Consider the following 15,599-nt stretch of genomic DNA (forward strand, 5'->3'; position numbering starts at 1 on the left):
CGGTCGGCGACGACGCGTCCCTGCGTCACGCTCACCGTCCGCCCTCGGGCTTGCCGTCCTGCCGGCGCAGGTAGTCGCTCAGCTCGTCCAGCTCGGCACGCACCTGGTCGATACGGGCGGGCGCGGGGCGGGGCGGCGCGGAGGGCTGGGGCGGGACGGTGTGGGGCGCGGGGGTGTGCGGCGGCTGCGGGGTCGGTATGTACGGCGGCGGCGTCGGGGTCTGCGCCGCCGGGTAGGGCGTGTTCGGGTAGCCGTAGGCCGAGGGAACCGTCTGGGCGGAAGGCGGCGCGTAGCCCGCGGGCATGTCGCCCTGTTGGTTCTGGAGTCGCATGTCCACGACCAGGAAGTGGACGGCCGCCGCGATGGCGAGCATCAGGATCAGGGCGAGCGCGACGTCGCTCATCGGGTCGTTCTCCGGCAGGGAGCCGACCACGGCGAAGCCGCCGACGCCCAGCGCCAGGCCCGCCCAGGCCAGCAGCCAGTCGGAGCTGCGCCCGCGCAGGTACGCCACCCGGAACAGCGGCACGCACGCGAACAGCCCGCAGGACAGCAGCGCGCACGCGGTCAGCAGCACACGAAGGAGGACGCCCGTACCCGCGCTGCGGGCGGGCGGCTGCGCGCCTTGGCCGTGCATGACTGCTCCTGGACGGTTCGGTATCAGGGTTCGAGCGTATAGGCCGACACCGACAGGGCGTTACGGGTTGTGCATAACCGTTGTACGGGGTTCCGCTCAGTGCGGCTCGACCGTGCCGTCCGTGAGCCCGTCGTACATGCCGCGCAGCAACTGCTCCCCCAGCCTGCCCGCTTGGCGCAGCGCCTGCTCGAACTCGTCCAGGGCCCGGAACCGGGCGCCGTAGCGGCGCTGTTCGTCCAGCGGGAGGCGGGGCAGTTGCAGGCGGCGCACGTCGAGACGGGTGGCGGTGGAGGCGTAGCTGCTGGCCTGGCGGTTGTTGGCGGTGCCGCGCAGGAACCCGGCGAGGAACCACGCGTCGAGCGCGCCTGCGTCCGGGCGCAGCAGGACGAGGTTGCGGCCGAGCGCGGCGCCCGCCGTGGCCGCGTCCACCACCCGGGCGACCGAACCGCCGCCGAGCACCGGGACGACGACGTCGCCGGGCTCGGTCAGCACGGCCTCCTCGTCGCTCTCCGGGAGCGTGCCGGAGGGGGGTGATCCGGCGAGCACGTCGTGGTCGGTGAGGACGGGTACGCGCGCGTGGGCGGTGGTCGCGGTGCTGCCCGGGGTGCCTGGCATGGCGCCGGTGCGCAGCAACAGGGCGCCGCCTCGGGCGAGTTCACCGATGGTGGTGAGCGGCCAGCGGGTGGGCGGGGCCGGGACGGCGGGGGGCGGGGTGAGATCGGTGGTGAGGCGGAGGGTGGCCGCCAGGTCGTCCCGGACGGCGGCGAGCTGCTCCACCCCGTCGGCCGCGGCGGGGGGCGGGAGGTGACGGGCGGGGGCGAGGTCCACGTCGTCGTCGAGGAGTTCGATGACCGGCACGGAACGCGCGAGACCGGCCCGCTCCGCGAGCTTCCCGTCCCGCGCGAAGGCGCGCCAGGTGCCGAGCGCCGCGTCCCGCACCGCATGCCAGTCCGGCCCGCCGCGCGCCTCGCCGGCGAACGCCCCGGTGTCCACGAGCAGCACCTCCGGTGCCACCGGCGTCCGGTCGGGACGGCGCAGCACCCAGAGGTGAAGCGGCAGGTTGTACGGCGGGGCCGCCCCGACCGGCAACGCGAGCACCGCCCTGAGCGCGCCCCGGCGCAACAGGTCCGCGCGGATACGGCGCCCGGAACGCCGGGAGGCCGCGGCCGGCGGCATGAGCAGCACCGCGGTGCCACCGTCGGCCAACCGGGCCAGCGCGTGCTGCACCCAGGCCAGCTCGGACTCGTTGCGCGCCGGGAAGCCGTACTCCCAACGGGCGTCGTAGGCCAGCTCGTCGTGCCCCCAGTTGCGCTCGTTGAACGGCGGGTGGCACAGGACGGCGTCCGCCCGCAGCTCCGGGTACGCCTCCGCGCGCAAGGTGTCCCCCACGGCACCGCGCACAGCCGCGCGAGTGTGCAGCGCGAGTCGCAGCGCGGTGAGCGCGACGAGGTCGGGGGCGCTGTCCTGGGCGTACAGCGTCTGGTCGGGACGGGCTTCGACGGCCCGCAGCAGGGCGCCGGTGCCGCAGGCCGGGTCGAGAACGGTGAGGGCGGGGCCTGCCAGCTCCGCCATGAGCCCGGCCAGCTCGACGGGGGTGGGCGTGTACTGGCGTGAGTGCGCGTCCAGATACCGGCCCAGCAGGAACTCGAACGTCTGCCGCGCTCCCAGCTCCCCGGCGAGTTCGACGGCGCCGCGGAGAAGGGGGGCGGAGGGGAGGAGCTGCGGCCCGGAGGGCGTGTGAACCGGCGTCGCGGTGTTCACAGAGCCTGAGGGGTTCACAAGCCCTGAGGTGTTCACAGAGCCTGACGTGTTTACGGGGCCCGAAGCGTTCACAGGCTGACAACCGAACCGCGCCGCCATCACCGCCTCGAGCACACCGGGCAGCTTCGCGGCGAGCCGCTCGTCGGAACCGGCTTCGATGTCGAGCCAGACGGTGGGCCGTTCCTGGACGAGCAGCAGGACACAGCCCACATGCACCAGAGCCACGGCCGGCCCCTCGGGGTGACCGGTGAGCTGCTGCCAGACCCGCTCCCGCAACGGCACCTCGGCGAGTTTCCCCTGATCACGCAGCCACGCCTCGACCTCGGCGAGCGCGAAGGAGGGGCTGGTCTCGGTACCGCCGACCGGCTTGGGGAAGTCGGGGTGCCGACGGCGCCAGTTGCTGACGGCGGCCCGGCCCACCCCGGCGAGCCGCGCGATCCCGGCCGCGGTCACCTCTGTCGCGTTGTCCTGCACCGGCCCCGCTCCCCTCGTCCCATGTGTGCACCGAGCATACCGACGCTTACACAACTCTTGAATTCACACCTGTGCACTCCCCACTTCTTGTGAACCGTGTTGACTCGGTTCACAAGCTCTGTTCTTATTGACCCAGCGAACGAGCGGCCCGCTGGAGGGGGTTGGCCGCAGGCATCAGGGAGGGACGCGCCGTGGGCATGATGGGCAGGATCGCGCTCAACGCAGCTACCGGACTCGTCGTCATCGGCGCCCTCTCCGCGAACACCGGCAACGGGGGGGACCTCGGCGCCGGGGGCTCGGGCGGGGAGGCGTCCACCAGCGCCGGGAGCGGGTCCGGTCAGGCGCCGGGCGGTGACGGGGGCTCAGGGGGCGCCGAGTTGGGTGCGACGAACGGCGTGCTGTCCGGTGACGGTGACTTCCGGGTCGGTACGGACATCGCGCCGGGTACTTACCGGTCCACCGGCAACGCCCACCGCACCTGCCGCTGGGAGCGCGTCAGGGACGCCAAGCATCGCTTGCGCTCGGTCATCGCCAACGGACACACGGCCGGCACCGCTGTCGTCACCATCCGCGCTACGGACGCCTACTTCAGGTCGACCGGCTGCGGCGGGTGGAAGAGGACCGGCTGACCTGCGTCGGGCACCAACTCCTCCTTGGCAAGCTTTCGTTCGCGGCGCTCCTTCGCCGTCCGGCGCACTCACGCCCGGACCGCGCACCTCACTTCTCTTCACATCTCCTCTCTCCTCCCTCTCCTCGCTCCTCTCTCCTTTCACGACTCTTCAGTAGGAACTCTCATGCGCATTCCGGCCCGTTTCGTCCAGGTCATCGCCGTCGCCGCGCTTCCGCTGGCCCTGGCCGCCTGCTCGCCCAGTTCGTCCGACTCCGGCGCGTCGGCCGGGAAGCCGCAGGCGAAGAACCTGAACGCCGGTCTGATGACGGGTACGCAGCTCAAGAAGGCGCTGGCGCCGGCGTCGGTGTTCCCGTCCAACCTGAGCGTGGTCCCCGACGGCTTCTCGGACAGCGGTGACGAGTTCGCGTCCCCGGCCGGCCGGGACACCGCCAAGCCGGACTGCACCAAGTTCGAGAACACGACCTGGCTGGACGTCTCCGGGTTCAAGGGAGGCGTGTCGTTCGCGCAGGGCGAGTACGCCAACAAGGACGAGACCGAGGAGATGGTCCAGGAGCTCGACGTGTTCCAGGGCACGACGGGCGAAACGGTGATGCGGCAGATACGGGCGGCCGCCGGAGCCTGCGCCACGTTCACGGACCTCAACGACCACTCGAAGGTGAAGCTGTCCGGCAGCACCACCTCCGGGCTCGGTGATGACGCCTACACCATGACGATGACCAGCGGACACTGGGAGAACGGCACGACCCTGGTGGCCGCCCGCGTGGGCAACGCCGTGGTCACCGTGACCTCCACGGCCGGCAAGGACAACGGCGCCGCCAACGCGGCCAAGCTGGCGGGGCACCTCGTGGACTCGCTGAAGGCCGCCGGCGCGAAGGGCTGAGCCGGCCCCGAGGACTGACCGGCCGTGGACTGGCCCGCCGGGCAGCCGCCAGTCAGCAGGCTCAGCGGGCCCGGAAGCGGGACGGGGCGTTGGTGGGGTTGCCGCCCGTGGGGAGCTTCTGGGCGGGGCAGGAGGTGAGGATCTTCTTCATCGCGGACTTCTCGGCCGAGGTCACCCAGAGGTCGTACTTCTTCTTCACGGCGACCTGGGCGGCGACGTAGGTGCAGCGGTACTTCTTCTCCGGGGGGACCCAGCTCGCGGTGTCGCCGTCGCCCTTGCCCCGGTTGGTGCTCGCGTCGACCGCGATGAGGTTCAGGGGGTCGTTGGCGAGGGCTATGCGCTTGCTGCTGTCCCAGTACTTGGCGCCCTTCTGCCAGGCGTCCGAGAGGGCGACGACATGGTCGATGTCGACGAGGCTGCGGCCGCGCCGGTAGGTGACCGTCTTGCCGGAGTAGGGGTCGGGCTCCAGTACGCCGAAGGTGACCTTGCACTTGCCTCCGCTGAACTTCACCTCCTTCAGGTCGCGCTTGAGGATGTCGTCACGGGTGTCGCAGGAGTTGGAGTCGGTGTCGGCCCAGGCGCTGCCGAAGCGCTCACGGGAGTAACCGGTCTTCGGCGCACGGCCCTTGACGTCCAGTGAGTCGACGGCGGTCAGGGCGGCACCCTTGGCGCCCGTCGGCTCCGCGCCGGAAGAGCCGTTGACCTCCTCGGCCTTGCAGCCCGTCACGGCGGTCATCACGGCCATGGCGGTGACCGCCCCGCCCCACAGACGCTTCACGTGCGTCCCCCTCGTTCGCCCTGGTCCGTCCGCGGACGCGGGCGGAGAGATCCGCCCTCCACCGTAACGGCCGCGCCGTGCTTGGTGGATAGGAACAGAAGGGGCGTACAGGGTTATTGGGGGCCTTGGATGACTGCCGGTTCGTGCGCCTTGCTCAGACCTTGCCTATTCCCAGGGTCGATTCGGAGGGCAGCAGGCCGGAGGAGAGGACCGCGACCCAGTGGTCGCCGAGGAGGTCGCCCAGGCGGTCGGCATCCGTCCGGCCGAGGGACTGCCACGGGGCGGCGGCCAGGCGGTCGGTGTGCTCCTCGACGCGGCGGCGCAGGGCGCGGCCCTCCTGTGTGGCCGTACCGTCCGGCTCCACCAGGCCGCGCTCCGCGAGGCGTTGGCGGGCGGCCGCCCATTCCTCGCGGCTCCAGCCCCGGCTTTCGAAGCGTTCCACGGACGCGGCGCCTATCGCCGCGAAGGACACCAGGGATTCGACGGGATCGAGTCCGGCGACGAGCAGGGCGGCCAGGTGGCCGTCGCCCCGGTGTTCCCGCAGGATCGTGGCCGCGTGCCACAACTGGAGGTGCGGGGCTTCGGGCCAAGGGAGTTCGGCGTTGGCCGCCGCGAGGGGACGGCCCTCGGTGCCGGCCGACTCGGCCGCGCGGCGGGCCAGGGCGGCGGCCTCGGCCAGGCCGGGCCCCTCGACACCGTCTCCGAGTATGGCCCGGTAGGCGCGGTCGATGCCGCGCAGGCGGGCCGCCAGGACTTCCCGGGGGCCGGCGATGCCCCACGTCCCCTTCATGTGCCGAGCCACCATGCGCGGGCTGAAGCTGTAGAAGGCGGAGGCCACACGCTCGGCACCGACCTCTCCCAACGGGGCCGCGCGCAGAGGGAAATACGTGGGCCAGCGGTCCTCGGTGCCGTACCCGAGCGCGGCCATCTCCTCTTCCACCTCGGGTGCGAAATAGAGCAGAGCGTGGAACGGCTCCAGCAGGTGCCAGAGCTGGCGTACGCGGGCCGTCTCCACCGTCTCCAGTGTCTTCTCGGACATGCCGGTCTCCTCCCCCGGATGCGACCGTCGGCCGGTCGCCCTCGACTTGACACTGACTAGATTGCCGGAGCAAAAGGAACTTGTCAATGACTAGATTCCGCGTATGCTGATTCCATGAGCCCCTCGAACTCCACGTCCGCGGACCGGCGGACGTACCACCACGGCGATCTGCGGCGGGCCGTGCTGTCCGCCGCGCTCGACGTCATCGCCGCCGAAGGACCCGGTGCGCTGAGCCTGCGCGACCTCGCCCGCCGCGCCGGGGTCTCGCACGCGGCGCCCGCGCACCATTTCAAGGACCGCACCGGACTGCTCACCGCGATAGCCGCCGAGGGGTTCGGCCTGCTCGCGGACGCCCTCCGGGAGGCTCCCGGCCTGCGCGAGGCCGGTGTGCGGTACGTCCGCTTCGCCCGCGAACACCCCGCGCACTTCCAGGTGATGTTCGGCCCCGAGCTGCTGCGCGCCGAGGACCTGGAGCTGACCACCGCCCGCGCCCTGGCCGGTGACGCCCTGGCCCAGGCCGTCACCGCCGTCGATCCCGGCGACCGGGGCCCCGACGCCCGGCTGGCCGGGGTGGCCGCCTGGTCGCTGGCCCACGGCTACGCGACGCTGCTCCTCGGCCACAACCTCGACAACCAGTTGGGAAAGGAGGACCCGGAGGACACGTTCCGCGCACTCACCGCGATGCTGTTCCACTCGGCCGCCGACTGACGCCGGACCCGGGCAGCGGAACGGGCCGAGGGAACCAGCGCTCCCCCGGCCCGCTGAAGGTCTTGCTCAGGACCCCAGGATCGACGCCAGGAACTCCCCTACCCAGCCCAGGAGTTCCCGGCCGACCAGCGGCTTGCCGCCGACCTTGGCCGTCTTGGGGCGCGGCACCAGCACCTGGTGCGCGGTCGGCTTGATGACCGAGCCCGGGTACAGCCGCTTCAGCCGCAGCTCCTGCGACTCGCGCAACTCCACCGGCGCGAAGCGGATGTTGGGGCCCTGGAGGACGACCTCGCCGACCCCGCAGGCCCGCGCGAGCATGCGCAGTCCGGCGACGAGCAGCAGGTTCTCCACCGGCTCGGGCAGCTTGCCGTAGCGGTCGGTGAGTTCCTCGCGGACGGCCTTGATGTCGTCCTCGGAGTTGGCGGAGGCGATGGACCGGTACGCCTGGAGGCGCAGCCGCTCGCCCGGCGCGTAGTCGTGCGGGACGTGCGCGTCGACCGGCAGCTCGATCTTGACCTCGAGCGGCGCCTCCTCCACGCCTCCCGCCCCGTGCTCGCCTGTCTCCAACTGGCGCCGGTAGTCGGCCACGGCCTCGCCCACCATGCGCATGTAGAGGTCGAAGCCGACGCCCGCGATGTGCCCGGACTGCTCGCCGCCGAGCAGGTTGCCCGCGCCGCGGATCTCCAGGTCCTTCATGGCGACGTACATGCCGGCGCCCATCTCGGTGTGCTGGGCGATGGTGGCGAGCCGTTCGTGCGCGGTCTCGGTGAGCGGCTTCTCCGGCGGGTACAGGAAGTAGGCGTACCCGCGCTCGCGGCCACGGCCGACGCGGCCGCGCAACTGGTGCAACTGGGAGAGGCCGAAGTTGTCGCCGCGCTCCACGATCAGGGTGTTGGCGTTGGAGATGTCGATGCCGGACTCCACGATCGTGGTGGAGACCAGGACGTCGAACTTCTTCTCCCAGAAGTCCACCACGACCTGTTCCAGGGCCTGTTCGGACATCTGGCCGTGGGCCGTGGCGATGCGCGCCTCGGGGACGATCTCGCGGAGCTTGGCGGCCGCGCGGTCGATGGACTCGACCCGGTTGTGGATGTAGAAGACCTGGCCCTCGCGGAGGAGTTCGCGGCGGATGGCGGCGCCGATCTGCCGCTCCTCGTAGGGGCCGACGAAGGTGAGGACCGGGTGGCGCTCCTCGGGCGGGGTGGTGATGGTGGACATCTCACGGATGCCGGTGACCGCCATCTCCAGGGTGCGCGGGATGGGCGTGGCGGACATGGTGAGGACGTCCACGTTGGCGCGCAGCTTCTTGAGCTGTTCCTTGTGCTCGACGCCGAAGCGCTGTTCCTCGTCGACGATGACCAGGCCGAGGTCCTTGAACTTGGTCTCGGAGGAGAACAGGCGGTGGGTGCCGATGACGATGTCCACCGAGCCGTCCTTGAGCCCCTCAAGGACGGCCTTGGCCTCGGTCTCGGTCTGGAAGCGGGACAGGGCGCGCACCTTGACCGGGAACTGCGAGTACCGCTCGGAGAACGTGCCGAAGTGCTGCTGCACCAGCAGGGTGGTGGGCACCAGGACGGCGACCTGCTTGCCGTCCTGGACGGCCTTGAAGGCGGCGCGGACGGCGATCTCGGTCTTGCCGTAGCCGACGTCGCCGCAGATCAGGCGGTCCATGGGGACGGACTTCTCCATGTCCTCCTTGACCTCGGCGATGGTGGTGAGCTGGTCCGGGGTCTCCGCGTACGGGAAGGCGTCCTCCAGCTCGCGCTGCCAGGGGGTGTCGCCGCCGAAGGCGTGGCCGGGGGCGGCCATGCGGGCGCTGTAGAGCCGGATCAGGTCGGCGGCGATCTCCTTGACGGCCTTCTTGGCGCGCGCCTTGGTCTTCGTCCAGTCGGCGCCGCCCAGGCGGTGCAGGGTGGGGGCCTCGCCGCCGACGTACTTGGTGATCTGCTCCAGTTGGTCGGTGGGGATGTACAGCCGGTCGCCGGGCTGGCCGCGCTTGGCGGGGGCGTACTCCACGACCAGGTACTCGCGGGTGGCGCCCTGGACGGTGCGCTGCACCATCTCGATGTAGCGGCCGACGCCGTGCTGTTCGTGGACGATGTAGTCGCCCGATTCGAGGGTGAGCGGGTCGATGGCCTTGCGGCGGCGGGCGGGCATACGGGCGCCCTCGCGGCCGGCGGCCTTCTGCCCGGTCAGGTCGGTCTCGGTGAGGACGGCCAGCTTGAGCGCCGGGTCCACGAAGCCGTGGTCGATCGAGCCGCAGGAGACATGGACGACGGACGGGCTCAGCTCGTCGAGGTCGGCGTCCAGCCGGGCCGCGATGCCCTCGCCGCCGAGCACCTCGACGGTCCGGGCGGCCGGGCCGTGGCCCTCGGTGAGGAACACCGTGCGCCAGCCGTCGGAGAGCCAGCCCTTGGTGTCGGCGAGGGCGCGGGCGGTGTCGCCGCGGTAGGTCTCGGGGGCGCGCATGCCGAGCTTGAGGGTGTCGCCGCCCAGCTCCTCGTCGGCGGCGAACGGCGAGACGGACCACCACATCATGTCCAGCTCGCGCGCGCGGTCCCGTACGTCCGCGATGGACCACAGGGAGGCCGCGCCGACGTCGATGGGCGCCTCGCCGCCGCCCGCGCTGGCCGCCCAGGACGCCTGGAGGAACTCCTGCGAGGTGGCGACGAGGTCGGAGGCGCGGGTACGGACCCGCTCCGGGTCGCAGACCACGGCCATCGCGTTCTTCGGGAGGACGTCGAGGAGCAGTTCCATGTCGTCGACGAGGACGGGGGCGAGGGATTCCATGCCCTCGACGGCGATGCCCTCGGCGATCTTGCCGAGCAGTTCGCCCAGCTCGGGGTGTTCCTCGGCGAGGGCACGCGCGCGGGCGCGTACGTCGTCGGTGAGGAGCAGTTCGCGGCAGGGCGGGGCCCACAGGCCGTGGTCGGCGACTTCCAGGGAGCGCTGGTCGGCGACCTTGAAGTAGCGGATCTCCTCTACGTCGTCGCCCCAGAACTCGATGCGCAGGGGGTGTTCCTCGGTGGGCGGGAACACGTCCAGGATGCCGCCGCGTACGGCGAACTCGCCGCGCTTCTCGACCAGCTCCACGCGCGCGTACGCCGCGGCGGCGAGGGCTTCCACGATCTCGTTCAGGTCGGCGGTCTGGCCGGTGCGCAGGGAGACGGGTTCCAGGTCGCCCAGGCCCTTGACCTGGGGCTGGAGTACGGAGCGGACGGGGGCGACGACGACCGAGACGGGGCCGGTCTCGGGGTCGTCGGGGCGGGGGTGGGTCAGGCGGCGCAGTACGGCCAGGCGGCGGCCGACGGTGTCGCTGCGGGGGCTGAGGCGTTCGTGCGGGAGGGTTTCCCAGGAGGGGTACTCCACCACGCCCTCGGGGGGCAGCAGGGAGCGGAGCGCTGCCGCCAGGTCCTCTGCCTCTCGGCCGGTCGCCGTCACCGCGAGTACCGGGCGGGTGGTGTCCCGGGCGAGGGCTGCGATCGCCAGGGGGCGGGCCGCCGGGGGGCCTACGAGGTCGATGTGGGGGCGGTTGCCGTCCGTGGCCGCGGTGATCGCTTCCGCGAGGGCGGGGTCCTTGACGACGGCGTCGAGCAGACCGTGCAGGCTCATGGAGGGGCTTTCCGTCCTGGGGGTGGGAACGCGAATCGCCCGACTCGTCGTACGGGCCGGGGGTCTTCCCAGCGTACGTCGCTGCGCTCTGGCTTGGCGGGGGCTGTGGATAACGTCTGCTTCCTGGGGGGCCTGTGCTGCAGCTCGCGTACCAGGGGGCTCTGCCCCCTGGACCCCCGCTTTCCCACCCAGCCCACCCGTCTCGGTTGGCTGAAAAGGCGAGCGGCTCAGTCCGGGCTCGGTTGGCTGAGAGGCGGCCGTCGCGGTCGGGTGGGATGGGCTCGTTCCCGGAGCTGCCCGAACACACGCGCCCCCAAACACGCCGGTGCCGGGAGCCCCCAAGCTCCCGGCACCGGACCACCCTCAGTCCCCCTACTCCGTGGCGATAGCGCTCAGCACATTCATCCGCCCCGCCCTGAACGCCGGGATCAGCGCCGCGAACAGCCCCACGAAGGCCGAGGCGATGAACACCGTGATGATCGTCGGCCAGGGAATGTCCAGGACCTTCAAGCCCTGGAGGGCCAGCAGCTTCTGGGCAGTGGCCCCCCAGCCCATGCCCAGCCCAAGCCCCAGGAGCGCGCCGAAGAGGGCGATCACCACCGACTCCAGGCGGATCATGCGGCGGAGCTGGCGGCGGGAGAGGCCGATGGCTCGCATGAGGCCGATCTCGCGGGTGCGTTCGACCACCGAGAGGGCGAGGGTGTTCACGACGCCGAGGACGGCGACGATGATGGCGAGGGCCAGCAGGCCGTAGATCAGGTTGAGGAGCTGGCCGATCTGGTCCTTGAGGGCCTGCTTGTAGTCGGTCTGGTCGCGGACGGTGTACTGCGGGTAGTCGTGCAGGGACGCCTTGAGCGCCTTGTACGCGGCGTCCTGCTGCCCCTCCTTGGCGGTGGCGAAGAAGAGCAGGTCGAGTGGCATCTTGTCGGCCGGTACGTACTTCTTCGCGGTGGCGATGGAGACGTACATGGCGCCCTTGTCGACCACGACCTCGTCGCTGGTGATCGCGCGGACCGTCAGCCTGGCGGTGCGGCCGTCCTTGAAGGCGACGTCGACCTGGGAGCCCAGCTTGATGCCGTGGTCCTTGGCGAAGCCGGCGAAGACGGACATGGAGTCGGCGCCGTAGGCGTCGGCGAGGTCGCCCTGGACGGTCTTGGTGCGCAGATCCTCGGCGTAGGAGGGGTCGGCGGCGTTGAGGGACTCGTTCTTGGAGACCTTGCCGTCCGGCGTGGTCATGGTCACCGGGAGGATCTTGTACTCGGTGACCCGCTCCAGGCCCGGCGTGCTCTTGAGGGCGTCCACGGCCTGCGGGGTGATGACCGAGCCGTTGTCGCTCTGGACGATGAAGTCCGCGCCCACCGTCTTGTCGAGCTGGTCGGTGGCGGAGGCCACCATGGACGAGCCCACCACGGACAGGCAGGCCACCAGGGCGAGGCCGATCATCAGGGCCGCGCCGGTCGCGCCGGTGCGGCGCGGGTTGCGCAGCGCGTTGCGCTCGGCCATGCGGCCGACGGGCCCGAAGACCCTCAGGACGATCGCGCCGAGGACGCGCACCACGCCGGAGGCGAGCAGCGGGCCGATCACCACGAAGCCGATCAGGGTGAGCACGATGCCGAGGCCCAGCCAGGCCGAGCCGGTCGTGGCGTGGTCGCTCGTGCCGGCCGCGGCCAGCCCGGCGGCACCGGCGCCGGTGAGGACCAGGCCGATGACCGCGCGGATCACGCCGGCCCTCGCGTCGGCCGGGGCGCCCGCGTCGCGCAGGGCGGCCATGGGGGAGATCTTGCCCGCGCGGCGGGCCGGCAGATAGGCGGCGAGGACGGTGACGACGACGCCGAGCACCACACCGGCGACCGGGGTGGTCCAGGCGACCGTCAGATCGTCCGTGGACAGGTGCATGCCGATCTGACCCATGAGCTTCATCAGGCCGACGGCGATCCCGACCCCGGCGCCCACGCCGAGCACGGAGCCGACGACGCCGAGCAGCAGGGCCTCGATCAGCACCGACCGGTTGACCTGGCGGCGGGAGGAGCCGATGGCCCGCATCAGGCCGATCTCGCGGGTGCGCTGGGCGACCAGCATCGAGAAGGTGTTGATGATCAGGAAGATGCCGACCAGGAAGGCGATCCCGGCGAAGCCGAGCATCGCGTACCGCATGACGTCGAGGAAGCTCTTCACGTCCTGCTGGTTGGCGTCGGCGACCTCCTTGGCGGTCTGCACCTTGTAGCCGGTGCCGAGGGCGGCGCTCACGTCCCGCTTGAGGCGGGCGTCGGTGACGCCCTGGCCGGCGGTGACGTTGACGTTGGTGAAGACGCCGGTGCGGCCGACCAGGGCCTGCTGGGCGGTCCTGGTGTCGAGGTAGAAGATCGCCGCGCCGGGGTTGGTGACGGTGAAGGTGGCGATGCCGGACACGCGCGCGTGGTGCGTGCCGACGGCGGTGATGACCCCGATGTCGTCGCCGAGCTTCAGGTGGTGCTTCTTCGCGGTGTCGGCGTCGACCATGATCTGGCCGGACCCCTTCGGCGCCGCACCGGTGGTGATCTTCATGGTGCGGGCGTCGTTGGCGTTCCAGTTGCCGACGATGGTCGGGGCGCCGCTGGTGGGCGACAGCTTCTCCTTGTCGCCGTCGACCACGGTGACCGAGGTGGAGAACACGGTGCCCTCGGCCGACTTCACGCCCGGCGCCCGCTCGATCTTGCCCACCACGGCTGCGGGAAGGACCGGCGGCTTGCCGGTGTCGGAGGTGGTCTCCCCGGTGTCGGAGGCGCCCTTGGCGCTCACCGTGACATCGGAGGACGTCACCTGGAAGAGCTTGTCGAAGGTGGTGTTCATGGTGTCGGTGAACACCAGGGTGCCGCAGACGAACGCCACCGAGAGCAGGACCGCGATCGCGGAGAGCGCCATCCGGCCCTTGTGCGCCAGGAAGTTGCGCAGCGAGGTCTTCAGGACGGTCATGAGGTGCGCCCCCGCGCGTCGAAGTCCTTCATCCGGTCCAGGACCTGCTCGGCCGTGGGCTTGAGCATCTCGTCCACGATCCGGCCGTCGGCCAGGTAGAGCACGCGGTCCGCGTAGGAGGCGGCGACGGGGTCGTGGGTGACCATGACGATGGTCTGGCCCAGCTCGTCCACCGAGCGGCGCAGGAAGCCGAGGACCTCGGCGCCGGCGCGGGAGTCGAGGTTTCCGGTCGGCTCGTCACCGAAGATGATCTCCGGCCGGGCGGCGAGCGCGCGGGCCACGGCGACACGCTGCTGCTGGCCGCCGGAGAGCTGGGTGGGCCGGTGCCTGAGCCGGTCCTTGAGTCCGACGGTCTCCACGACCCGGTCCAGCCACGCCTTGTCGGGCTTGCGGCCGGCGATGTCCATGGGCAGCGTGATGTTCTCCAGCGCGTTCAGCGTCGGCAGCAGGTTGAACGCCTGGAAGATGAAGCCGATCCGGTCGCGGCGCAGCCGGGTGAGCTTTTTGTCCTTCAGGCCGGTGATCTCGGTGTCGTCCAGATAGATCTGACCGCTGGTCACGGTGTCCAGACCGGCGAGGCAGTGCATCAGGGTGGACTTGCCGGACCCGGAGGGGCCCATGATCGCGGTGTACTGGCCGCGGGCGATGTCCACGTCGACATGGTCGAGGGCGACGACGCGGGTCTCCCCGGCCCCGTATGCCTTCACGACCTGCCGCGCTCGTGCGGCGACGGCCGTAGGCCCTCCAGTGCCCCCGTGCCTGGGAATGGTCACAGCCGATGTCACGGTATGTCTCCTATGCGGGTCGATCGCGGGCACCCTGGATCGCGGTGCGATGCGGGAGTGGAGTGGTGCGGGCCGGTACGTCCGTGCGCTACGCCTTGAGTCTGGCCGTGGCGGGGGGTGCCGCACGCTGGTGCGGGCCCCCGTTTCCCGGGGGGAAATCCCTACCCCCGGGGTTCGGCCAGCCGCCCCCCTGGCGGCATAAAGACAGACTAAGGACGGGGCACGCCCGCCCTCGTCCTCCGCGGGGACGAACCCTCCCCGAGCCCTCGTACGGAGATACCCCTAGGGGTACTCCACCGACGGGTGGAGCCGTTCTCAGGGTCGTGTCCACCCCCGACCCCGGTCAGCCTCCACCCTTACGCCGCGTCAGGGTCAACCCGCCCCCTACGGGCACCCCGACATGACCCCACGTCACCGCGCGGCGGCCCGCCCCGTCAGCTCGGTCAGCCGGTCGCGCACGCGGCTCGTCTGGGCCTGGACGTCGTCCCAGGTGTCGCTGTGTTCGCGCAGGACGCGCTCGGTCTCGCGGGCGGTGCGTTCCGCGCGGAGGCGGGCCCCGGCGAGGATCTCGGCGGCACGCGCGCGTGCCTCGTCCTGGCAGTGCCGCGCCCGGACGGCCGCCTCCTCCAGCGCCCGCCCGGCGGCCGCGAGTTCGGCCTCCGCGCGGGCGGTCCGCTCGGCGAGGCGGGCTTCGGCGGCCGACTCCCGCTCCGCGTCCGCGCGTTCGGCCGCCGCCCGGCGCTCCGCCCGCTCGGTCTCCAGTACGGCGGGCAGCGCGGCGGCGTGGGCGCGCGCCTCGCGCAGGACCGCGAGGGCCCGCCCGCGCAGTTCCCGCACCTCGCGCCGGGCGCCCACCCGCACCCGGTCCGCCTCGGTACGCGCCGCCAGCAGCAGCCGTACGGCCTCCTCCTCGGCCTCGGCGCACCGGGCCCGCGCCGCCTCCCGCGCGGCCCGTACGGCGCCGGCCGCGTCCTGTTCGGCCCGCGCCACCTCGTGCCGGGCCTCCTCGTGGGCCGCCTCGCGCACCGCGCGGGCCTCCTCGCGCAGCAGCCCGAAGGCGTACCGGGCGCGCTCGCCGAGGGTGTCGTACTCCTGCGGGGCCAGCCCCGCGGCCGTCTCCCGGAGCCGCGCGGACTCGGCCTCCATCCGCCTCGCCAGAACGGTCAGCCGGGCCGCGCGCTCCCAGGCGGCGTCCCGGTCGCGGGAGAGTGCCGTCAGGAACGCGTCGACCTGGTCGGGACGGTAACCCCGCGGTGTCCTCGCTGTGCCGCTCACCTTCGGACCCCTCTCCGCCGGACCTACCCGACAGGACGATTTCCCGCATATCCTGCCGGTCTGGTCATAC

The 15,599-nt window shown here is 71.8% G+C and carries 11 protein-coding genes; 3 read left to right on the top strand and 8 right to left on the bottom strand.

Annotated elements, in window-relative coordinates:
- Positions 1–31 precede the first annotated feature (31 nt).
- A complete protein-coding gene (locus E5083_RS23115) occupies positions 32–634 on the bottom strand; it encodes a hypothetical protein (RefSeq protein WP_135787622.1) in 603 nt (200 codons plus the stop codon).
- A 96-nt stretch (positions 635–730) separates the two neighbouring features.
- Positions 731–2,869 carry an N-6 DNA methylase gene (locus E5083_RS23120; protein ID WP_135787623.1) on the bottom strand — a complete coding sequence of 713 codons (2,139 nt, stop codon included), beginning with the start codon at positions 2,867–2,869 and terminating at the stop codon, positions 731–733.
- A gap of 197 nt (positions 2,870–3,066) precedes the next feature.
- Between E5083_RS23120 and E5083_RS23125 the strand changes: the two genes are divergently transcribed.
- Together E5083_RS23125 and E5083_RS23130 are read left to right on the top strand one after the other, a co-directional pair.
- The gene (locus E5083_RS23125) at positions 3,067–3,498 is read left to right on the top strand and encodes an Rv1352/Rv1906c domain-containing protein (RefSeq protein WP_135787624.1); all 432 of its coding nucleotides are present in this window, start codon (positions 3,067–3,069) and stop codon (positions 3,496–3,498) included.
- 165 nt (positions 3,499–3,663) lie between these two features.
- Positions 3,664–4,380: a hypothetical protein gene (locus tag E5083_RS23130; RefSeq protein ID WP_135787625.1), complete on the top strand. Its 717-nt coding sequence runs from the start codon at positions 3,664–3,666 to the stop codon at positions 4,378–4,380.
- Positions 4,381–4,441: 61 nt separating this feature from the next.
- Here the strand turns inward: E5083_RS23130 and E5083_RS23135 are convergent, their stop codons facing one another.
- Together E5083_RS23135 and E5083_RS23140 are read right to left on the bottom strand one after the other, a co-directional pair.
- The gene (locus tag E5083_RS23135) at positions 4,442–5,158 is read right to left on the bottom strand and encodes an HNH endonuclease family protein (RefSeq protein ID WP_425276745.1); all 717 of its coding nucleotides are present in this window, start codon (positions 5,156–5,158) and stop codon (positions 4,442–4,444) included.
- Positions 5,159–5,312: 154 nt separating this feature from the next.
- Complete coding sequence (locus E5083_RS23140; RefSeq protein ID WP_135787626.1) at positions 5,313–6,197, bottom strand: SCO6745 family protein; 885 nt, start codon at positions 6,195–6,197, stop codon at positions 5,313–5,315.
- A 114-nt stretch (positions 6,198–6,311) separates the two neighbouring features.
- Between E5083_RS23140 and E5083_RS23145 the strand changes: the two genes are divergently transcribed.
- Positions 6,312–6,905 (top strand): TetR/AcrR family transcriptional regulator, encoded by a 594-nt coding sequence (locus E5083_RS23145; RefSeq protein ID WP_135787627.1) that lies wholly within the window; start codon positions 6,312–6,314, stop codon positions 6,903–6,905.
- A 66-nt stretch (positions 6,906–6,971) separates the two neighbouring features.
- On the opposite strand, the gene mfd is transcribed toward E5083_RS23145, so the two are convergent.
- The 4 genes from mfd to E5083_RS23165 all read right to left on the bottom strand — a co-directional run bounded on the left by mfd (position 6,972) and on the right by E5083_RS23165 (position 15,529).
- Positions 6,972–10,517 carry a transcription-repair coupling factor gene (gene mfd / locus E5083_RS23150; protein ID WP_135787628.1) on the bottom strand — a complete coding sequence of 1,182 codons (3,546 nt, stop codon included), beginning with the start codon at positions 10,515–10,517 and terminating at the stop codon, positions 6,972–6,974.
- A 372-nt stretch (positions 10,518–10,889) separates the two neighbouring features.
- Positions 10,890–13,469 (bottom strand): ABC transporter permease, encoded by a 2,580-nt coding sequence (locus tag E5083_RS23155; RefSeq protein WP_135787629.1) that lies wholly within the window; start codon positions 13,467–13,469, stop codon positions 10,890–10,892.
- Entirely contained in the window at positions 13,466–14,254 is a 789-nt protein-coding gene (locus E5083_RS23160; RefSeq protein ID WP_135787630.1) for an ABC transporter ATP-binding protein, read from the bottom strand. The genes E5083_RS23155 and E5083_RS23160 overlap by 4 nt, the downstream gene beginning before the upstream one ends.
- Positions 14,255–14,665: 411 nt before the next feature.
- A complete protein-coding gene (locus tag E5083_RS23165; protein ID WP_135787631.1) occupies positions 14,666–15,529 on the bottom strand; it encodes a cellulose-binding protein in 864 nt (287 codons plus the stop codon).
- Positions 15,530–15,599 lie beyond the last annotated feature (70 nt).

The organism is Streptomyces bauhiniae (assembly GCF_004784475.1).
In the GTDB taxonomy this organism is placed as follows: Bacteria; Actinomycetota; Actinomycetes; order Streptomycetales; family Streptomycetaceae; genus Streptomyces; species Streptomyces seoulensis.